The organism is Alteribacter natronophilus, from assembly GCF_006007885.1.
In the GTDB taxonomy this organism is placed as follows: Bacteria; Bacillota; Bacilli; order Bacillales; family Salisediminibacteriaceae; genus Alteribacter; species Alteribacter natronophilus.
In genome coordinates, this window is the sequence record NZ_VCRO01000001.1 from 355,532 (window position 1) to 376,031 (window position 20,500).

General features: G+C 46.7%; 21 protein-coding genes. 16 read left to right on the forward strand and 5 right to left on the reverse strand.

Features of this window, described 5'->3' with window-relative positions; translation table 11 throughout:
• Positions 1–64 precede the first annotated feature (64 nt).
• Positions 65–970 (reverse strand): manganese catalase family protein, encoded by a 906-nt coding sequence (locus FGB90_RS01855; RefSeq protein ID WP_138808869.1) that lies wholly within the window; start codon positions 968–970, stop codon positions 65–67.
• 257 nt (positions 971–1,227) lie between these two features.
• On the opposite strand from FGB90_RS01855, the gene FGB90_RS01860 reads away from it, so the two are divergent.
• Positions 1,228–1,638: a LysM peptidoglycan-binding domain-containing protein gene (locus FGB90_RS01860; RefSeq protein ID WP_138808870.1), complete on the forward strand. Its 411-nt coding sequence runs from the start codon at positions 1,228–1,230 to the stop codon at positions 1,636–1,638.
• Between the two features lie 197 nt (positions 1,639–1,835).
• Here the strand turns inward: FGB90_RS01860 and FGB90_RS01865 are convergent, their stop codons facing one another.
• The gene (locus FGB90_RS01865) at positions 1,836–2,312 is read right to left on the reverse strand and encodes a molybdopterin-binding protein (RefSeq protein WP_138808871.1); all 477 of its coding nucleotides are present in this window, start codon (positions 2,310–2,312) and stop codon (positions 1,836–1,838) included.
• A gap of 104 nt (positions 2,313–2,416) precedes the next feature.
• On the opposite strand from FGB90_RS01865, the gene glsA reads away from it, so the two are divergent.
• From glsA to FGB90_RS01885, 4 genes are all read left to right on the forward strand, one after another.
• Positions 2,417–3,346, forward strand: coding sequence for a glutaminase A (gene glsA / locus FGB90_RS01870; RefSeq protein WP_138808872.1), 930 nt, complete (start codon positions 2,417–2,419; stop codon positions 3,344–3,346).
• A gap of 98 nt (positions 3,347–3,444) precedes the next feature.
• Positions 3,445–3,741, forward strand: a complete 297-nt coding sequence (locus FGB90_RS01875; RefSeq protein ID WP_438502667.1) for an Fpa/YlaN family protein — start codon at positions 3,445–3,447, stop codon at positions 3,739–3,741.
• A 502-nt stretch (positions 3,742–4,243) separates the two neighbouring features.
• Complete coding sequence (gene pyc / locus FGB90_RS01880; RefSeq protein ID WP_138808874.1) at positions 4,244–7,690, forward strand: pyruvate carboxylase; 3,447 nt, start codon at positions 4,244–4,246, stop codon at positions 7,688–7,690.
• A 95-nt stretch (positions 7,691–7,785) separates the two neighbouring features.
• On the forward strand, positions 7,786–8,232 hold the full coding sequence (locus FGB90_RS01885) for a Dps family protein (protein ID WP_138808875.1): 447 nt from the start codon (positions 7,786–7,788) through the stop codon (positions 8,230–8,232).
• A gap of 53 nt (positions 8,233–8,285) precedes the next feature.
• On the opposite strand, the gene FGB90_RS01890 is transcribed toward FGB90_RS01885, so the two are convergent.
• Positions 8,286–9,179: a COX15/CtaA family protein gene (locus tag FGB90_RS01890; protein WP_138808876.1), complete on the reverse strand. Its 894-nt coding sequence runs from the start codon at positions 9,177–9,179 to the stop codon at positions 8,286–8,288.
• Between the two features lie 489 nt (positions 9,180–9,668).
• Here FGB90_RS01890 and cyoE point away from each other — a divergent pair, with 489 nt between their 5' ends.
• The 6 genes from cyoE to FGB90_RS01920 all read left to right on the forward strand — a co-directional run bounded on the left by cyoE (position 9,669) and on the right by FGB90_RS01920 (position 15,202).
• Positions 9,669–10,604 (forward strand): heme o synthase, encoded by a 936-nt coding sequence (gene cyoE, locus FGB90_RS01895; RefSeq protein WP_138808877.1) that lies wholly within the window; start codon positions 9,669–9,671, stop codon positions 10,602–10,604.
• A 43-nt stretch (positions 10,605–10,647) separates the two neighbouring features.
• Positions 10,648–11,685 (forward strand): cytochrome c oxidase subunit II, encoded by a 1,038-nt coding sequence (gene coxB / locus FGB90_RS01900; RefSeq protein ID WP_138808878.1) that lies wholly within the window; start codon positions 10,648–10,650, stop codon positions 11,683–11,685.
• Positions 11,686–11,713: 28 nt separating this feature from the next.
• Positions 11,714–13,540, forward strand: a complete 1,827-nt coding sequence (gene ctaD / locus FGB90_RS01905) for a cytochrome c oxidase subunit I (protein WP_438502668.1) — start codon at positions 11,714–11,716, stop codon at positions 13,538–13,540.
• Position 13,541: 1 nt separating this feature from the next.
• Positions 13,542–14,162 carry a cytochrome (ubi)quinol oxidase subunit III gene (locus FGB90_RS01910; protein WP_138808880.1) on the forward strand — a complete coding sequence of 207 codons (621 nt, stop codon included), beginning with the start codon at positions 13,542–13,544 and terminating at the stop codon, positions 14,160–14,162.
• A 14-nt stretch (positions 14,163–14,176) separates the two neighbouring features.
• Complete coding sequence (locus tag FGB90_RS01915; protein WP_138808881.1) at positions 14,177–14,527, forward strand: cytochrome C oxidase subunit IV family protein; 351 nt, start codon at positions 14,177–14,179, stop codon at positions 14,525–14,527.
• 216 nt (positions 14,528–14,743) lie between these two features.
• Complete coding sequence (locus FGB90_RS01920; protein WP_246056018.1) at positions 14,744–15,202, forward strand: DUF420 domain-containing protein; 459 nt, start codon at positions 14,744–14,746, stop codon at positions 15,200–15,202.
• Positions 15,203–15,250: 48 nt separating this feature from the next.
• Here FGB90_RS01920 and ytvI read toward each other — a convergent pair whose 3' ends face one another.
• Positions 15,251–16,309 carry a sporulation integral membrane protein YtvI gene (gene ytvI, locus FGB90_RS01925; protein WP_138808883.1) on the reverse strand — a complete coding sequence of 353 codons (1,059 nt, stop codon included), beginning with the start codon at positions 16,307–16,309 and terminating at the stop codon, positions 15,251–15,253.
• Positions 16,310–16,400: 91 nt separating this feature from the next.
• Between ytvI and FGB90_RS01930 the strand changes: the two genes are divergently transcribed.
• Complete coding sequence (locus tag FGB90_RS01930) at positions 16,401–16,784, forward strand: Asp23/Gls24 family envelope stress response protein (RefSeq protein WP_138808884.1); 384 nt, start codon at positions 16,401–16,403, stop codon at positions 16,782–16,784.
• Here the strand turns inward: FGB90_RS01930 and FGB90_RS01935 are convergent.
• Positions 16,781–17,137, reverse strand: coding sequence for a YugN family protein (locus FGB90_RS01935; RefSeq protein WP_138808885.1), 357 nt, complete (start codon positions 17,135–17,137; stop codon positions 16,781–16,783). The two genes, FGB90_RS01930 and FGB90_RS01935, sit on opposite strands and share 4 nt — an antisense overlap.
• A 218-nt stretch (positions 17,138–17,355) precedes the next feature.
• Here FGB90_RS01935 and FGB90_RS01940 point away from each other — a divergent pair, with 218 nt between their 5' ends.
• The 4 genes from FGB90_RS01940 (at position 17,356) to FGB90_RS01955 (ending at position 20,478) form a co-directional block, all read left to right on the forward strand.
• The gene (locus FGB90_RS01940; RefSeq protein ID WP_138808886.1) at positions 17,356–17,784 is read left to right on the forward strand and encodes a CBS domain-containing protein; all 429 of its coding nucleotides are present in this window, start codon (positions 17,356–17,358) and stop codon (positions 17,782–17,784) included.
• 251 nt (positions 17,785–18,035) lie between these two features.
• A complete protein-coding gene (locus FGB90_RS01945; RefSeq protein WP_138808887.1) occupies positions 18,036–19,238 on the forward strand; it encodes a CAP domain-containing protein in 1,203 nt (400 codons plus the stop codon).
• A gap of 554 nt (positions 19,239–19,792) precedes the next feature.
• Positions 19,793–20,224, forward strand: coding sequence for a YlbD family protein (locus FGB90_RS01950; RefSeq protein WP_171051664.1), 432 nt, complete (start codon positions 19,793–19,795; stop codon positions 20,222–20,224).
• 14 nt (positions 20,225–20,238) lie between these two features.
• Positions 20,239–20,478 (forward strand): YlbE-like family protein, encoded by a 240-nt coding sequence (locus FGB90_RS01955; RefSeq protein ID WP_138808889.1) that lies wholly within the window; start codon positions 20,239–20,241, stop codon positions 20,476–20,478.
• Positions 20,479–20,500 lie beyond the last annotated feature (22 nt).

Here is a 20,500-nt window from a genome sequence, read left to right on the forward strand (position 1 = left end):
TAATGCTTGTGTAATAAAAAGCAGCCCCTCTGGACGGAATTCCGCCCTGGGGCTGCTGAGTATTTTACATGCCCGCTTCATATTTAAGGCGTTTTGACAGTTCAAGGAACTGCTCTTCATCGAATCCCGGGGCAAACTCTTCGGGGATGTGCTGCAAATCAGGAATTTCCCCACCTTCAGGAGTACCATCGACCACTTCCAGTTCACCTGGAGGTCCGATTGGAGTCGGTCCATTCCAGATACGGTTGAGAAGCTGATAGTCGTCATCACTGAAACGGTACAGCTTAAGGTGAGAGCCTTCGTCCTCATATTTTTTCGCATAATCAAACTTTGAATTGTCAAGGCTCGGTACGGGAAGCATTTTCATCATGTTCACACCAGTTACTTCTTCCAGTGCTTTTGCGTAGGCTACAGCATGTACACTTCCCCGTACGAGAAGGTAGCCGCACAGTTCCCGGGCAGCTTCGTTATCGGTCATCTGATAAACTCGCATTTTATGTGTTCTTGCACCGCACTCAAGGTAAAAGTTATGAAGCAGGTCGTCCACGAGGTTGCCGCTGGAGAACACGTTGTCGCCTGTCCATGGTTTTCCTGTGGAGTCAGCAGGAACAGCGTTCTGTCCACCAAGGATAAAATTGAATTTATTACCCATGCCGAGGGCATCACGCAGCGGGGTGTCATCAGGGTTTGTACTTCCATTGCCTATTGAACCGTCAAGGCATACATTAATCGTGTTTGCAACAAGTTCCACATGTCCCATTTCCTCTGCCGTTATGCTGGCAATCAGTTCATAGAATGGACGCAGTTTCTTTTTACTGCGGAAGTTAAATGACTGAAACATATAGTTATTCAGCGTGGACATTTCACCGAACCTTCCACCCATGAGCTCCTGTATGGCTCCGGCGGACTCCGGGTCGGGATGTTTCGGTTTTGGCAGGTCAATCTGAAGACGGTCGATGCGTTTGAACAAATAAAAAACCTCCTCGAATATTGGTGAACGACATTAAGGAATTTCCCGTCCTGTCCCGGTCTAAACCTGTATTAAGAATTTTGCGAATTTCAGGACTATAGCCTGGACGAAAAATGACAGTAAAGTTCAGAAAAACAGAGCAGATTAAATAGAATGTCAGCCCTCAGGGAAATTGGAACTGTTTTTCCAATTCGGGCGCTAAAATCCTTGAAATCGGGTACAGAGTACCAAAGGACAATGATGTGGGAGGAGAAAAAATGAACACAATTAAACTGGCAATTGCTGCGTTTGTTATTCTGGGTATCGCAGGAATTTTGACCGTGGGTGCACCGCTTGCCTGCGGATGCGGGGAACTTAATGCAAAACCGGGGGACCTGTTTGCTGCAGCAGCGGGGCTTGATAATCAGGAGAATAATCAAAAAGAGTCGGATAAACAGGGAGACGGGACCGAGGACAATATACTGAATTTTATAAGTGATATAGGAGAAGAAAAAAACGGGAAAGTTCATTATAATGGTATCCATCTTGTCAAAAGTGGTGAAACCCTGTATACAATTGCGCAGCAATACAGCACCACAGCTGAAGAGCTGAAGAGGCACAATGGTCTCCCTGATCATCTGATCTACCCGGGAGATGAACTGGCTGTTCCGGGCAGAAGTACAAAATGAACGAACAGCATTCTTCCGGAAATTTGACACAGGGAAAAGATAGGCTGTGGTCGTATAGATTGTTGTTATAAAAGAGCTATAAGATAAGAGGCTTCTCCGTCACGTATAAACGTGAAAGGGAAGCCTCTTTTAAATGGGGGACTGCAGATGCCGTTTATTTGAGCCTGAAAAAGGTAATATTAAATCACTGGGTATTGTCAGGTTACCTGAATCTGCTCCACGTGGGTAATAGGGCTTTCTGAACCCGGCATGATAACATGAACGGGACCGGTCTCTTTAAGCGGCTGCCCCTTATCCGAGAATTTCAGAATGGCTTCCTTAACCTCCCCGAGTGGGAATTCCGCAGAAGTACCGTTGGCGCCTTTAAACACTACGCTCCTTGCATCCTCATTTGGTGAAGCGTTTTCCAGAAACGGCAGGAGGGGGATGCCGAAGCTGTTTGTTTTAAGCTCTTCCCTGTTTACCCGCACCTCGTTTTCATTGCGGACTTTCATTCCACCCGAGCGATGACGGTCCCATGCTTCTGCCGAGGAATTTTTTCTGCTGACAGCCGGCTCCTGTTCATCGAGGTCAAGATTTATTCTCCTGCTGTCAAAAATAAATGAACCGGGATCAAGCGTTATCGTAAACTTTGTTTTTCCGCTGACTTTTACAATCATTTCCTGCTGACTCATCTGCTCACTCCTCAATTCTTATGCCCGGTAAAGAACATATACTGACTAAATTATAAAAGCTGAATGACGATTTGTCACACTAAACATGACAGGAGGGACCATACATGCTCTGCGATGATCAGGAAATTCTTCAGCTCATGATCGAAGAGGCACGTACATACACCGGAGAAGGCCAGGTGGCAAGCTACATTCCCGCTTTGGCTGAAGCAGATCCTTCGGTACTTACACTGGCAATATACGATGGTGGGGAAACCTGTGCAGCTGTAGGAAACACCGAAGAAACTTTTACCCTGCAAAGTATTTCGAAAGTTCTTTCCCTGGCCCTGGCCCTGATGGACCGGGGCGAGGATGAAGTTTTCTCAAGAGTAGGAATGGAGCCCACTGGGGATCCGTTTAATTCGATAATAAAGCTGGAAACGCATCGTCCGAATAAACCGCTCAATCCTATGATCAATGCCGGAGCACTTGCTGTTACATCCATGATCAGCGGAGCTTCCACTTCAGAAAAGCTTGGCAGGCTGCTGACCTTTATTCATGAACTCACTGAGAATCCCGATATCCATTATGATGAACATGTGGCACAGTCGGAGCTGCGTACAGCAGACCTTAACCGGTCCCTTGCATACTTTATGAGGCAGCACAATGTATTTGACGATGAAGTGGAGGATCTGCTCGATCTTTATACGAAGCAGTGTGCCATTAAAGTCAGCAGTCAGGACCTGGCGAAGATCGGCTACGTCATTGCAAATGAAGGAAAACATGTGCAGTCAAGAAGGCAGATTATCCCTCTTCATATTGCCCGTATTCTAAAAACTTTTATGGTCACTTGCGGGATGTACAATGCATCGGGCGAGTTTGCCATACGGGTGGGTATTCCCGCCAAGAGTGGTGTCTCCGGTGGTATTATGGCATCAATACCCCACGGGCAGGGTATAGGAATTTACGGACCCGCACTAGATGACAAGGGAAACAGCATTGCAGGTATGAAATTACTCGAAGCACTCTCCCACAGATATGACCTGAGTATCTTCTGATGTTTTCCAGGTGCCGGATTGTGCCGATTCTGTTGCATTTTTCAGGCTGAAAAGATACTATTAATAAGTAGGGAAAGTTTCTTTTGGAAATAGGAGGGATGACCTTGGCAGTCGAGACGTTATCCGGACAGAGCGAGAAAGCATATGCCCTTCTAAAAGAAGATGCTCAGAAGATTCTTAATCTTATTGAAGTGCAGATGACAAACCTGACGATGCCCCAGTGTCCTCTTTACGAGGAAGTTCTCGATACCCAGATGTTCGGGCTTTCGAGGGAGATCGACTTTGCGATTCGTCTTAATCTCATAAAAGAAGAAGAGGGAAAACAGCTTCTCGGTCAGCTTGAACAGCAGCTGTCCGCACTTCATGAGGCGTGTATGCGCGGGAATCGGAAATAGACCCGGATTCATATAGTTCACCTGAAACCAGACCTGAAAAAGGTTTGGTTTTTTTGCGCTGAAAAAAGAAACCTGATTTAATACAGATCTTCGAATGATAAGGGACCATATAAGTTTTAATTATTAAAAAAAGGCTGTGTTCGTATAGGTTGTTGTTATTGACCAAATTAATTTTGGAGCGAAAGGCGGCGACTCCAGCGGGAATAGCATCAGCTGCGAGCGTTACATCCTGTAATTGCTTCGAGCTGCTTCGACGCATACAGCCTCGTAGATTAACTTGCAGAGGAAGAAGCAGAAGGACTTCTCCGGCTCGCTGAAGTGATGCCCGCGGAAAGCGTCCGCCTGCAGCGGAATATAGCAGCAATCATTCCGAAAACAGCTTAAAAAAATGAAGGATTTTGGCGAAGGGTGTATAAATATTAAAGAGAGGCCGGTTTCCTGTACATAAAGATAACTGCGCCGGCACCAGACCATTTACAGACGACTTGAGGAGGTCCAAGAAATGAAACGGCTTCAGAAAATCAGCAAAGTGCTTGTAGCCAACCGCGGAGAGATCGCCATCCGTATCTTTCGCGCGTGTACGGAACTGGATATCAGGACGGTGGCTATCTACTCAAAGGAAGACACTGGTGCTTTTCACCGGTATAAAGCAGATGAGGCCTATCTGGTAGGCAGGGGAAAAAAGCCGATTGATGCCTACCTCGACATTGAGGATATTATCAGAACAGCAAAGAAAAACGATGTGGATGCGATTCATCCGGGGTACGGATTTCTCTCCGAAAATATTCAGTTTGCCCGCAGGTGTGAAGAAGAAGGGATCATCTTTATCGGACCGGAAACAGAGCATCTTCGTATGTTCGGTGATAAAGTACAGGCGCGTCAGCAGGCCATAAATGCAGACATTCCGGTTATACCGGGAACTGATGGCCCTGTTTCCGGGCTGGAGGAAGTAAAAGCTTTTGCAGACCGGAACGGCTACCCGCTCATGATCAAAGCTTCTCTTGGCGGTGGCGGCCGGGGGATGAGGATCGTAAGGGATAAAACTGAGCTTAAAGAAAGTTTTGAGCGTGCCAGGTCGGAAGCGAAAGCCGCGTTTGGCAGTGATGAAATGTATGTCGAAAAGTTTGTGGAGAATCCAAAACATATTGAAGTCCAGATCATCGGGGATCATGCAGGAAATATTGTCCATCTCTATGAACGGGACTGTTCGGTCCAGCGCCGTCATCAGAAGGTTGTGGAAGTGGCACCGAGTGTAGCCCTGAGTGACGAAGTAAGAGAACGGATCTGTGAAGCGGCTGTCAAGCTTATGAAGAATGTGGAGTACGTAAATGCAGGAACGGTGGAATTCCTTGTAACGAGAGACGATGAATTCTTTTTCATAGAAGTAAACCCGAGAGTTCAGGTAGAACATACAATTACAGAAATGATTACGGGCATAGATATCGTTCAGTCGCAGATTTATATCGCTGACGGCATGAACCTTCACGAATCCCCTGTATCAATTCCCCGGCAGGAGGATGTGGTTACGAACGGATATGCTATCCAGTCCCGTGTTACAACTGAAGATCCGACAAACGGATTCCTGCCTGACACAGGGAAAATCATGGCCTACCGGACCGGGGGAGGATTTGGCGTCCGTCTGGATGCAGGAAACGGATTTCAGGGTGCTGTTATTTCGCCCCATTATGATTCCCTTCTCGTAAAATTGTCAACGTGGGCCCTCACATTTGAAGGAGCCGCAAGCAAAATGGTGCGGAACCTGAAGGAATTCAGGATCCGGGGGATAAAGACGAATATTGCTTTTCTTGAAAACGTTGTGCTACACGAACAGTTTATGTCAGGCCAGTACGATACATCTTTTATCGACAAGACACCCGGACTTTTTGTGTTCCCGAAACGAAAGGACCGTGGGACAAAGCTGCTCAGCTACATTGGTTCGACTGCCGTAAACGGCTATCCCGGTATAGGCGTAAAGAAAAAGCCGGTGCTGGAAGAACCGCGGGTTCCCGACCGCAATGGTGTGAAAGCGCTTCCTGATGGCACAAAGCAGATCCTCGACCATAAAGGAGCGGAAGGACTCGCGCAATGGGTCAAAGAACAGCAGCGTGTCCTGGTTACCGATACAACTTTTCGTGATGCCCACCAGTCGCTTCTGGCAACGCGGCTGAGAACCCATGATCTTGAAAAGATCGCCGGGCCGACAGCACAGATGCTTCCTGATCTTTTCTCTCTTGAGATGTGGGGAGGAGCGACTTTTGATGTAAGTATGAGGTTCCTTCATGAAGATCCGTGGAAACGTCTGATCAGCCTCCGCAAAAAAGCGCCGAATATTCTTTTTCAGATGCTTCTAAGGGCGTCGAATGCGGTAGGCTATAAAAATTATCCTGATAATGTTATTGAGGAATTCGTTCACTCTTCAGCCGAAGCCGGTATCGACGTATTCCGCATTTTTGACAGTCTCAACTGGGTGGAGGGAATGCAGCCGGCAATCAGATCCGTAAGGGATTCAGGTAAAATTGCCGAGGCCAGCATGTGCTACACAGGAGATATTCTGGATCCAAACCGCAGCAAGTACGACCTTGCCTACTATGTGAAGCTTGCAAAAGAACTTGAAGAATCAGGTGCTCACATTCTCGGAATTAAAGACATGGCAGGCCTCCTGAAACCAAAGGCTGCCTATGAGCTGATCGGTGCCCTGAAAAGCGAGTTGAAAATTCCCGTTCACCTCCATACTCATGACACGAGCGGAAACGGCATCTATACGTATGCAAAAGCGATCGAGGCAGGCGTTGATATTGTGGATACGGCAATCAGTTCCATGGCGGGTCTTACAAGTCAGCCGAGCATGAACAGTCTTTTCCATGCTCTGAGCGGGGATGAACGTCAGCCTGAACTGAATATGGATCATGCGCGGGAGCTGAGTGATTACTGGGAGGACGTGCGGCATTTCTACCGCGACTTTGAGAGCGGTATGATGGCACCCCACCCCGAAATTTACGAGCACGAAATGCCGGGCGGGCAATACAGCAATCTGCAGCAGCAGGCCAAAGCTGTCGGCCTCGGGGACAGGTGGTCGGAAGTAAAGGAAATGTATCACCGTGTCAACCACATGTTCGGCGATATCGTCAAAGTTACCCCATCATCAAAAGTTGTGGGGGATATGGCTTTGTTTATGGTACAAAATGATCTCGATGAGGACCAGGTTTATGAAAAAGGGGATACCATCGATTTTCCTGACAGTGTAATCGAACTGTTCGAAGGTTATCTCGGCCAGCCGTACGGAGGATTCCCTGAGAAGCTTCAGAAGCTGATCTTAAAAAAACGGGAACCGATTAATGTCCGCCCCGGTGAGCTGCTTGATGAGGTGAACTTCGACGGGCTGAAGGAAGAGCTTTACAATAAGCTTGGCCGCCAGGTGACGGACCACGATGCGATTTCGTATGCCCTTTATCCGAAAGTGTTCCTGGATTACGAAACATTTACTGAACAGTACGGGGATGTCTCGGTTCTTGATACGCCGACTTTCTTTTACGGCCTGAGAATGGGGGAGGAAGTTGAAATTGAAATCGAGCATGGAAAGACCCTGATCGTAAAACTCGTGTCCATCGGTCAGCCGCAGCGGGACGGGAGCCGGGTAATTTATTTTGAACTGAATGGCCAGCCCCGGGAAGTGCACGTAATCGATGAGAGCATTGAATCCGAAGAAAAACAGAAAGTGAAAGCCGATAAAAATAATGATCGTCACATCGGAGCTTCCATGCCGGGTACCGTTGTAAAGACCCTTGCATCAAAAGGAGATAAAGTGAAAAAAGGAGACCACCTGATGATCACGGAGTCTATGAAAATGGAGACTACCGTACAGGCACCATACGATGGGACTGTTGCTGAAGTCTATGTTTCAGATGACGAAGCTGTGCAGGCGGGTGATCTTCTTATTGAATTTGAGTGAGGTAAAACACGGCCTGTATTGCCACAGCTCATAGTTTAATTCTTTCAGGGTGGGGAAATAAATAAAGTGCAGATTAAAAAGGGGAGATGATCGACATGGCACACGAAAAACAATCAGAAATACTGAACCGTCACGTAGCCAGTTTCAATGTCCTGTTTGTAAAACTGCATCATTATCACTGGTACGTAACAGGACCGGATTTCTTTACCCTTCACGAGAAATTCGAAGAGCTCTATAACGAAACACAGGGACACATTGACGAACTTGCAGAACGTCTCCTGACAGTCAAAGGAAAACCGGTTTCAACTATGAGGGAATACCTGGAACTTTCTTCTATAAAGGAAGCGTCAGATGAAAAAAGCGCCAAAGACATGGTCAGAACGCTTAATACTGATTTTGATACACTGATTGAAGAGCTGAAGGGTGATATTGAAGCCCTGGAGGAAAAGGTTGGAGATGAGGACACGGCAGATATGCTGATAGCGATCAGACAGAGCTTCGAAAAACACAATTGGATGCTGCGCTCATATCTGGGTGAGTAATATAAGAATAACTTTCAAAAAACCTCCGGATCGATACGATCCGGAGGTTTGAATCATGTTTTTCTTGATGCAATCATTACACCGTAGCTGAGGACACCGAACAGAAGACTCACGAAAAGTGCATGGAACAGTGTTGCCCAGAGTGTAAACCCGGTAAAGAGAACCACAGCTCCGCTTGCCACCTGAATGGAGACAAGAACTGTTGAGAGAATGGCTGTCCAGACAAGTACCTTCTCGTGACGGTAATGCCGCAGAAGTGCTATCAGCATAATGATGATGACAATTAAAAGGAGTCCTGCTGCGACACGGTGACCAAACTGAATGGCCACTTTTCCTTCTAAAGGGGGAATCAGCTGTCCGTTACAGAGGGGCCAGCTGCCGCACGCATAACTTGCTCCTGTATGCTTAACAAAAGCTCCCGTGTAGACAACCGCGTACATATAGGTGATCACAAAGTAGAGATAATACCTCATTCTCTTTGAAAGACTTGCAGCTTTCCGGGCACCGGAGTAATCTGCTTCAAAAGCGAGAAGGCAGAGCAGCAGTACACTGGCAAATGAAACAAGGGAAAATCCGAAGTGGAGTGCCATAACAGCGTCCGATTGTCCCCATGCAACAGCTGCAGCTCCCAGGAGACCCTGAAAAATAATAGCGAAAACAGCAAGGATAGAAAGAAATCTGGTTTCGCGGATATGTCCGAGTTTTACCCACGCCCAGACTGCCAGTATAATTACTACAATTCCCATAAGAGCGGATACAATGCGGTGGGTGTACTCGATCCAGGTATAGATTGTTGCCTCGGCTGGTATTACTTGTCCATAACACAGTGGCCAGGATGTTCCACAGGCGTCCCCTGAGCCGGTCTGGGTTACCAGTGCTCCCTGAAGGAGGACGACGAGCATCCCGAAGGACGCAAGTACACTGAAAATCTTAAATCCTCTGTTCAATTTGTTCACCGGCTTTCTATTGTGAAATCAGCGCTGACTGAAGCCTGTACATGATCAGCACCTTACTTTTATAAAAATCGGAAATAAACATACCGCCCTTCATTTTATGGAGAATCCTGACGGTTGTCAATTTCATGTTGATTATCTCATAGAAAAGCATGCTGTGATTTTCCTTCATTCTTTGTTCATTAAATTGTAACAATCTCCCCGAAATAAAGTTATTAAGCCAAATTCCAAATGAATACAGTCTATGGATATGCTAAAATATAAACTGGAACATCGTTGTTTTCCGTATTTTGATGAATTTCCCCGACTCTTCATATATAATGTGGTGAGGACTTGTCTCTGAGCCGGATCGGTAACGTATAGAAAACATTCTGAAAATAGTCATTTTCCTATTTACGCTTCCATCTTTCCGGACAAACAAGTAGACTTATAAGGGGATTTTCCCGGAACAACGATTGGTGATCAGACTCGGGGGGTGAAAGAATGAATAAATCCGGAGCGCTTTCTTCAACGGATGTGATCAGCGAAGAACAGCAGCATGCTCAGGCGAAAAAAGCAACCTGGCGTTCGTACATGGATATTTCCAAAACCGGTATAGTGAAGTCAAACCTTATCACGATGTTTGCCGGGCTTTTTCTGGCTGCTCACTATACACAGACGCCATTATCTTCCGCGCCTCACATTGTAATTCTTTCAATGCTTGGAGCCGCGCTGATAATTGCAGGTGGCTGTGCACTTAACAACTATGTGGATCGTGATATTGACGACAAAATGATCCGGACGGACAACCGGCCTTCGGTAACAGGTGAACTCACAGGCTCACAGGTTCTGTGGTATGGACTTATAACGTCTGCTGTGGGAACACTGCTGCTTGCTTCCGTTAATCTGACCACCGCAGTGATTGGGCTGTCGGGTCTGGTTATTTACGTCGTTTTTTATACCATGTGGACAAAACGGACAACCACGCTTAATACGATAGTGGGAAGTTTTGCCGGAGCAGTGCCGCCGCTGATCGGCTGGGCAGCGATAGATCCGGGCCTTCATCCGTACGCATGGTCGCTTTTCCTCATTTTGTTTATCTGGCAGACACCGCATTTTCTGGCACTGGCCATGAGAAGATGCGAGGAGTACCGGGCCGCCGGAATACCGATGCTTCCGGTTGTAGCCGGGTTTGGCGTAACAAAGCGCCAGATTCTGTTTTACACCGCAGCACTGCTTCCGGTATCGCTGACGCTGTTTAATTTCGGTGCAGTGTATACAGTCACAGCATTCGTGCTTGGGGCAGGGTGGCTTGTACTTGGATTTGCCGGTTATAAAAAATATGATGATGACATCAAGTGGGCAACGCATATGTTTTTATACTCTCTTGTATATCTCATGGTCCTGTTTGCCGTGATGGTCATTGTTCATATGTTCTAAGAATCAAACTTAAGTAAACAGAGAAAGAGAGGTTTATGACACGATGAAGAACTTGTGGCGAGTGCTTCCATTCTCTCTCATCCTGCTGCTTCTGGCAGGTTGCGGGAAACAAAATCTGACTGCACTGGACCCGCGTGGACCTGTCGCAGAGATGCAGTATTCCTTAATTATTCTCAGCTTGTTAATTATGATTTTTGTCATCGTGGTCGTGGCGGCGATTTACATTTATGTACTGATCCGCTTCCGAGAGAAACCAGGCGACAATCATATTCCTAAGCAAGTCGAAGGAAACAAAAACCTCGAGATCATCTGGACAGCGATTCCGATTGTCCTTCTTCTCATCCTAGCAGTTCCGAACGTAATGGATACGTTTACACTTGCAGAAACAGAACCGGATGAGGATTCCCTTGTGATTGAGGTTACAGGTCACCAGTTCTGGTGGGAGTTTGAATATCCGGACCTTGGTATTACTGCCGGACAGGATGTTTACATTCCAACAGACACAAGAATTATCTTTGACCTTGAAGCGTCTGATGTTATTCACTCATTCTGGGTACCGGCTCTTGCGGGTAAACAGGATAACGTTCCAGGAATTACAAACTCCCTCTGGCTTGAAGCACCTGAAGAAGGTGTTTACCAGGGAAAATGTACCGAGCTTTGCGGGGAGTCCCACTGGCTGATGGACTTTAAAGTCATTGCGGTGGACCCGGATACTTTCGAAGCCTGGGCCCAGGGCATGGCTGAGCCGGAGGCGGAACTAAGCGAGCCGACCGGTGATGTAGCCGCTGAAGGCCGTGAGGTTTATGAAGAGAACTGTCTCTCCTGTCACGCAGTCGGCGGTGAAGGCGGTAACCCTCAGGGTGGACCGGATCTGACCAACTTTGCCGAGCGTGAAGTAATTGCAGGCTTTATTGAATGGGATGCCGAAGACGGCGATGCTCTGGAAAACTGGATCCGCGAACCGCAGGATTACAAACCAGGTAACAATATGCCGGCATTCGGACACGAGGCAATTGACGAAGATGAAATGGATTCTCTTCTCGAGTATCTTGATACACTTCGCGTACTAGACAGCGAATAATGTCCACAGTTTAAGGGGGTAAATCAACGTGTCACAAGCATACGCTAAAAAAAGCGTGCTTTGGGACTGGCTGACAACGGTAGACCATAAAAAGATTGGTATTCTTTATTTGGCAGCCGGTGGTTTCTTCTTCGCCCTGGGCGGACTGGAAGCCATGCTGATGCGAATTCAGCTGATGTTCCCGGAGTTAGGCTTTGTATCAGAACAAACATTTAACGAACTTCTAACGATGCACGGAACGACGATGATCTTCCTTGCAGCGATGCCGCTTCTGTTCGGCTTTATGAACTACATTGTTCCGCTCCAGATCGGGGCGCGGGACGTTGCGTTTCCGTTTTTGAACTCTCTCGGTTTCTGGCTCTTCTTTTTCGGTGGAGTGCTTCTTAACCTGAGCTGGTTCCTCGGCGGCGCTCCGGATGCAGGATGGACAGCTTATACTCCGCTTTCCAGCGCCTATTCCGGAACCGGTATTGACTATTATGTACTCGGACTTCAGATCAGTGGTATCGGTACATTAATTGCAGGTATTAACTTCCTTGTTACCATAATTAACATGCGTGCACCTGGTATGAGCATGATGCGGATGCCGCTCTTTACATGGAGCAGCTTTGTAGCATCTGCCCTGATCCTGTTCGCATTCCCTGCTCTTACAGTCGGACTTCTCCTTCTTATGTTTGAGAGACTGTTTGGAGCAACCTACTTTGCCGTAGAAATGGGTGGTAACGTTGTAATCTGGCAGCATTTATTCTGGATTTTCGGACACCCTGAAGTTTACATTCTAATTCTGCCTGCTTTCGGGATCTTCTCCGAAGTACTGGCGACTTTCTCAAAGAAGCGTCTGTTCGGTTACTCCGCAATGGTATTTGCAACACTGATTATCGGTTTCCTTGGATTTATGGTATGGGCTCACCACATGTTTACAGTTGGAATCGGTCCTGTAGCAAACGCCATTTTTGCCGTAGCTACAATGGCCATTGCCGTACCTACGGGTATTAAGATATTTAACTGGCTGTTTACGATGTGGGGCGGCCGGATTCAGTTCACAACCGCAAACCTGTTTGCCATTGGTTTTATTCCTTCCTTCGTAATGGGCGGAGTAACAGGTATTATGCTTGCAACAAGTGCAGCGAACTACCAGTTCCACGATACGTACTTTGTTGTAGCCCACTTCCATTACGTTATCATTGGTGGTGTTGTGCTCGGTCTCTTCTCCGGTGCTTTCTACTGGTGGCCGAGAATGTTCGGTTACAAACTGAACGAAACGCTTGGTAAATGGTTTTTCTGGCTGTTCCTTTTCGGGTTCCACCTGACATTCTTTGTTCAGCACTTTGTAGGTCTGATGGGAATGCCGCGTCGTGTAGCTTCCTACCTTCCGGGGCAGGGACTTGACTCACTGAACCTGATCAGTACAGTTGGAGCCTTCTTTATGGCTTTTGCGTTTATCCTGTTCGCTGTTAACGTGGTTGTTTCGGTGAAAAATAAATCAGAAGCCGATCCATGGGATGGCCGTACGCTTGAGTGGGGTATACCATCTCCAACACCGGAATACAACTTTGCACAGACTCCGCTTGTCCGCGAGCTGGATCCTCTGTGGTATGAAAAGATGCATGGAAACGGCAAGCTTAAAGCAGCAGAACCGCTTGACGATATTCACATGCCGAACGGATCCATTCTTCCGATTATCATGTCGTTCGGTCTGTTTGTTGCTGCGTTCGGCCTGATTTACCTCGTGCATCCGGTAACGATTATCGGACTTCTGATTACATTAGTATGTATGTTTGTACGTTCGATTAAAGAAGATCACGGGTATCATATTCACAAAGAAGACATCCAAAATGAAGAGGGGGCAGGGTAAAATGGCTCAGGCAGAAGAAGTTAAACACGACCAGGCCCTTCCTCCATATCCTGAAAAAGCTACATTGGAAGGGAAAAATAAGTTTCTCGGATTCTGGTTTTTCCTTGGTGGTGAAACCGTTCTGTTTGCCAGCCTTTTCGGAACCTATCTTGGTCTCCGGAACGGGGTGGCAGACGGCCCGACTTCACAGGAACTGTTCCACCTGGATCTTGTGTTCTATATGACGATGATCCTTCTGACAAGTTCACTTACAAGTGTATTTGCGATTATTAACATGAAGAAAGGTAACTACAAAGGCCTTCTCGGCTGGATGTGGGCAACCGTCGCACTTGGTGTTGCCTTCCTCTCGTTTGAAATTTACGAGTTCTGGGATTACACCGTAAACTATGGACTTGGTTTTTCAACAAGTGCCTTTGCCTCTTCGTTTTATACACTGGTAGGAACGCACGGTGCTCACGTATTGTTTGGAGTTCTCTGGATCTCCACACTTCTGATCCGTTATGCAAAAACAGGTCTTACACTTACGAACGCACCGAAATTCTACACGGCATCACTTTACTGGCATTTTATCGACGTAGTATGGGTATTTATCTTTACCGTCGTATACCTTATGGGAGTTTAAAGGAGGTAACGTAGATGGATCCACATGTTTCCGACCCGAGCGCTCCTTTAAAAGGAGGGCCATCCAAGAAAACTGAAAAGAAGCTGGCGAAAGAAGCCAGGCACCAGGTTGTATCCTTTGTGTTTATGATCTTCCTTACCTCGGTTGCCTTCCTGACAGTTGCCAGTGATACGATTCCAAACCGGTTTGCCATTCCGTTTATTCTGCTGATTGCAGTCGTTCAGGTGCTCATGCAGCTTTATTACTTCATGCACCTTAATGACAGAGGCAACGGCTGGAATAACATTATGCTCTGGACGGGGATCTTTGTTGCAATCATGACTGTACCAACACTGATGCTTCTGATCGGTGTCATCAAGTTCTGATCCTGGAACCTGGTGAACTTTGAGCCTCTGCCTGCGGGCAGAGGCTTTTATCATGACAGAACAATGCCGGAGGTGGCAGCTCAGCCAGTCCGGCCTTCAGTGGATAACCGTTCTGTTTAAAAAGTTTTCATCAAACTGTCACATTAAAGAAATCAATCATTACTGAAAGTCCGGTAATATTAACACTGAATGGACATCACGAAAGGTGGGAGAGCGGTGGCTACGTTTCTGCCCTTTGTCAGTACGATTTTTATCGGTGCCAGTGCTCTTTTTGTTGCAGCAGGGTGGTACCTGGTTGCCAAAAGAAAAATAGAGGCTCATAAAAAGGCAATGTTCTGGGCCGCAGTACTGGCCGTTATTTTCTTTATTACGTATCTCTCCAAAACATTTTTCATTGGCAGCACTGCTTTTGGAGGCCCGGAGGATGTTCGGCTTTATTATACTGTGTTTCTCCTGTTCCACATCACGCTTGCTACGGTGGCAGCTGTTATGGGAATCTGGACACTGGTGACCGGATATAAAAATAAGCTTCATGTACACCGCAGACTCGGTCCAGTAACTTCCGTTGTCTGGTTTATTTCGGCAAGTTCAGGGATTATGGTGTATCTGCTGCTTTATGTCATTTATCCTCCAGGTGAAACGACGAATGTCTGGCGTGCGATCCTCGGAATATAAAAAACCTGCTTCCCGTAAGGGAGCAGGTTTTTTGTGTTTCTGCAGCAGCTACACTTTAAAGTTGAATTTAATGATTCCCGCTTCTTTTGCACTCGCGAACAGAATAACGACGAGCGGCCCGAGAATAAAGCCGAGTATACCGATCAGCTGGAGGCCCAGGTAGAGGGAAATCAATGTGGCAAGAGGGGACAGGCCGATATGATGCCCCATGACCTTCGGTTCCACTGTACGCCGGATCACCAGAAGAATAACTGCCAGAACCAGGAGCTGTACAGCCAGTACGGTGTTGCCCGCAACAATATGGTACAGTGCCCACGGAGCAAGGACTGCTATTGAGCCTATGATCGGGATAAAATCAATAATCCAGATGATGAGCGACATGATAAAGGCCACTTCAGGTGCAATAAACAGGAGCCCTATAAACGTCACGATAAAGATGATGATACTGACCAGAAACTGAGCTTTGAAAAAGCCGAAAATCACGTAGGATAACCGTGAACTCATAAAGCGGACTTTTTCAGCTGTTTTATCCGTCATGTAGGAAAAGGCTTTAAGTTTAAGTCTTGGAAGCTCAAGAAGAAATAAGTACAAAGCTATAAGGTACACAATAAGTGAAACAAGATATGCCGGAATTTTCAGCAGGATATTTGTGACCTGATTAATAATGTTGAGGTCTTCAAAGTAATTTCGGATATCATTCAGCATAAAGGTTACCTGCTGGTCCAGTGCTGAGGCAAGATCCTCCGAAATATCCCCCAGCTGTGCACTCAGATCGTTTTCAATCTGAATCCATGCCCACTGAAGATCCGCAATTGTATCCGGCAGGGTTTCAACAAACTGGTTCACCTGGGTAACAGCTTTTGTAGTTAGGACGTATGTGGACAATCCGAGAACACATAAAAATATCATAAACACAATAAAGACTGAAAGACTTCGCCTCAGTCTGGCGCGTCTCTGTAAGGCTGATACCGCCGGGGCGAGAAACAGTGCCGTAATGAGGGCAAGGATCAGCGGTACCGACACGGGCATAACAAAGTAGATTAAAAGAGCTGCAATGAGTATCCCGATGCCAATGTATATATATTTTCTGTATTTTTTTGATGTCACCGTTTAACCCCTTTCTGGATGCATACCTCTACTTTATTATAGACGAACGGCCTGGTCTGTGACAGCAGGAATATTAGAGAGGAGCGGGAAAATGAAAAAAGCCGTGCATGTCAGTTCGCACACGACGTTAAAGGGTAAGGTCAGCGTATCGTTAAAGGCGCTGCGTCAGTATGTGTATCTGATTTTTGATGACTGGAAAAGGGAAAGCCCCTATATGGAACTTGCCGGAGAAGGCCATGGACTTATCGGGGCTTTCTCGCCTGTTAAAGTCCACACTGGTGAAGAAGATAAAGAAAAGCTTTCGATCACGCTTGAGGTCATCGTAAATAACGGCGTCCCCATTCATTCGCAGTGTCGAAAGCTCCAGTTATATATGGCCCGGCACATTCGGGAATTTACTTCAGTCCCAGTGGGTGAAGTAAGAGTCCGTGTTGTGTCCTGCAAAGTGGAAGAGCTCAAGTCCAGTATAGATTAGCTGTTTTCAGCCAGCAGCTGTTCTTTTACTTTCGCTATTTTCTTCTCGCAGTTTTTTACAATATGGTCCGGAAATGATTCGTTATCATATTCTACACCGTGTGGATAGTAGTGTTTCCCGAGGAAGGCTTTCAGAATTTTTACGATGCTGTGAGCCTTGGGGATCTCCCCTTCAACTGCATAAGCCTGTACACGGAAGTAATAAACATCATCCTTTACCTGGTCCACAAACTTATAGTCAAATGTGGCACGTTCATAGTCCCACTGGTATGTAAAACCGAGGTCTTCCATGACACTCTCAATTAATTCAAATTCAACTTCAAGACCTTCAAGTTCTTCTGCTTCAAATCTCATTAAAACGATACCTCCTGCTTCTCTGTCTGGTTTCATTCCTTTTTATTCTATTACGAAACTGCCAAGGATGCAACGAAACCTTCCCCTTCAGAAGCAATATTCACTGTTTTGCCATGACCGTACCGGAAGGAGGGGGAAACCGCTGAAGCTCCGTAATGTGAATAAAACAAACGATTAAGGGGACCTTACCGTTGACAACGCTGTAAGGAGGGTAAGCGGTGAAAAGTTTAAAGGATGTTATGACAACCGATGTGGAGTGCTGTGCACCTGATGATAATCTGTATCAGGCAGCTGTAAAAATGAAAAAATACGATATCGGCTCCGTTCCTGTATGCGACGGGGATCATCTTCTCGGAATGATTACAGACCGTGACATCGTTATGAGAGGGGTGGCTGAAAAAAGGCCTAACTCCTGCGATGTAAAAGAAGTAATGAGTGAGAAGCTGGTTACGGCTGATCCGGGAATGATTGTGGATCAGGCTGCACAGATGATGGCGGAAAGACAGATCCGCAGGCTTCCCGTTGTGGAAAATCAGAAGCTTGTAGGCATCGTTTCCCTTGGGGATCTGGCTGTTCATACTTCAACAACTGACGAAGCGAGCTTTGCTCTTTCCGAGATTTCCGAACGTCCGGAGGTTCATCACTGATAATAAAGCAGTTGATTATAATATTATTACGTAAACTAAAGAAGCGGCAGGCCAGGGTGATGAACCTTGTCTGCTGCTTTTTTTCCGGGGTACCGATCCTGCTCTGTTTAACAGGAGAAGGGAAAGGGGAATAATGGAATTAATATTTCCTTTACAGAACAAAGCATACAGGTTTTAGATTGTCTGGGAACAAATTTTAAAGTAGAGTTAAAGAAAGCTTTACCAGTTTATCCGGTAGAGGAGGAGAAAATATGCGAATTGCACTGAAGTTGGCATTTATAGCATTTGGTCTTGGATTGATTGCATATATGTTCTCACTGGACGATCAGGCGCAGGAAGACATGATGGAAGAACTTCCGGTTCTTGGGGACGGAGTATCTCCTGACGAGGAGGACCAGTCCGGGAATGAACCTTCCGCGGGGGATGATAACCTCCCATCAGAAGAAGAGAACGACGGAAATGCGGATATGGATGAAACGGAAAACGGACCGGGCGAGGAAGTTTCCTCCGGGTCATCGACCGAAGAGAATGGTGACAATGGCGGGGACGAAACAGAGGACATCAGTGATACCGAAGTTTCCGAGGGCTATCATACATATATTGGCGAAACCGCTGAGGTACTGACTGATGCGTATGGTGATCCGGATCGTACTGACATGACTCAGTACGGCTACGAATGGTACGTATGGAATGAAGATCACTATCTGCAGGCCGGTGTTTCCGAAGGTGAAGTCGTATCCCTTTACACTAATATGTATTCAGATCTGTTATCCCCATTTACCGTGGGTGAGCCTTATGAGGAGCTGAAGGCTGATCAGGGATTTGAGGAAGAAGTTTCCCTTACGGGCGATTTCAGTACATTTACCTTTAACCTTTCTGAAAGTGATGTTAAAACAAGACCGCTTGTGGAATATGATGGTGTATACGTCCAGCTCTATTTCGATACGTTTGATGGAACACTCTCGTCCGTCAGGTATTCCGATGAAGAAACGCTGGTCCTGCATCAGCCGTATTCACTGACTTACAGCCGGTCCATGCCGGAAAAACCGGAACTTTCCGACGGTGAGTGGGAAGCTGTTGAAGAAGGCATGGCCCGCCAGGTATTTGATTTGACCAATAATTTCAGGAAGCGTCATGGTATTGAAGAACTTGAATGGCATGAGGATACTGCGCAGGTGGCGCTTGGTCACAGCAGGGATATGTATGAGAACGAATATTTTTCCCACAGTTCGCCAGCACACGGGGAGCTCAGTGACCGGCTGACAGCTGAAGGAGTTCAGTATCATATGGCCGCAGAAAACATTGCTGCACGCTACGATGACGCCGCCGCTGCAGTGGAAGGATGGCTCAACAGCGAGGGACACAGGGTAAATCTTAAGCATGAAGACCTCACCCATCTTGGTGTGGGCGTGTACCGGGAATTTTATACTCAGAACTTCATTACTCCGTGGTAATCCAGAAGCTGCTGGGACAAAACAGACTCTAATTAAGTAAAAAACGGTGCCAACGATCGCTTTTCGCTCGTTGGCACCGTTTTGTCTGTTTAAAAATGTTTGATAAGCCTGTCGGCCGGAGTATTTTCTTATATATGCGTTGATTTTCAAAAATCACGAGACGCCTGCGGGAAAAGCAAGAGCTGCGAGCGTTTACATCCTGTGCAGGCTTCGAGCTGCTTCGACGCAGACAGCTTCGAAGATGAACATGCAGAGGAAGAAGCAGAAGTCCCCCTCCCGGTTAGCTGAAGCCTTGCCCGCGGCAAGCGAGTGTATTTTTGAACAATCAACCATTAAAATACTGCATACAAGAAAGAGCTCTCACCGATGGTGAGGGTCCTTCTATTTAGCTGAGGTTTGTCCCAGCCTCTTCTTTCTCTATCCGCCAACTTTTAAAATCATAACTAACCTTTAACTGAGCCTTTCTGTAAACAAAACAGTAAAATTAGGCTCACACCCGGGGGGTCACCTGACTAGAATGGGAATAGAGAGACATTCAGATGGAGGTGCACCAGATGAGCGGCAGGCTTCACCCGGACGTTCAGAAATTTAAGGCCTTCGTAAAGGACCACCCTTATGTACTGAGGGATGTAAAAAGAAATGAGAAAACACTTCAGGATCTGTATGAGGAATGGACGCTTTTCGGAGATGACGATCCAGTGTGGGAAACGTACAAGGAACAGCAGCCTTCTTTTTCACCCGAACAGGCGGTCAGTCAGGATTCAGCCTCAGAGAGTCAGCAGGAAACAAAATCTTCAGGGGCAACAGCGGCAAACATTCTTGCCATGATTAAATCAATGAACATGAACGATCTCCAGAATCAGCTTTCCCAGTTTAACGGAGCGCTTACGTCTTTACAGGAACTCCTGGGGACATTCAGAAAGGGAGATCAGGAGCAGGGAAGCGGTCCGAACTCATCATCCCCATTTTCATTTCGTGATGACTAGTCTGGAGGTTTGATATGAGAGTTGAAGTGCTGCAGCAGGTCCGGGCAAATCCGGAACTCTGGAAGTATATGAGAATTCATCCGCACTGGTATCGGAAGCTGTCAAGAAATCCTGCCTCTCTCGCGGAAATGGAAAAGGAATCCCGGGTATTTTACGGCAGGACATTTCCTCAGCGGATGGATAAAATCCAGAATAATGTAAATCTGGCATCGATGCTGTTTGAGATGGTGCGTCAGATGGGTCAGCAGTCGTGACTGTCAGTATGGCAGCACGGCT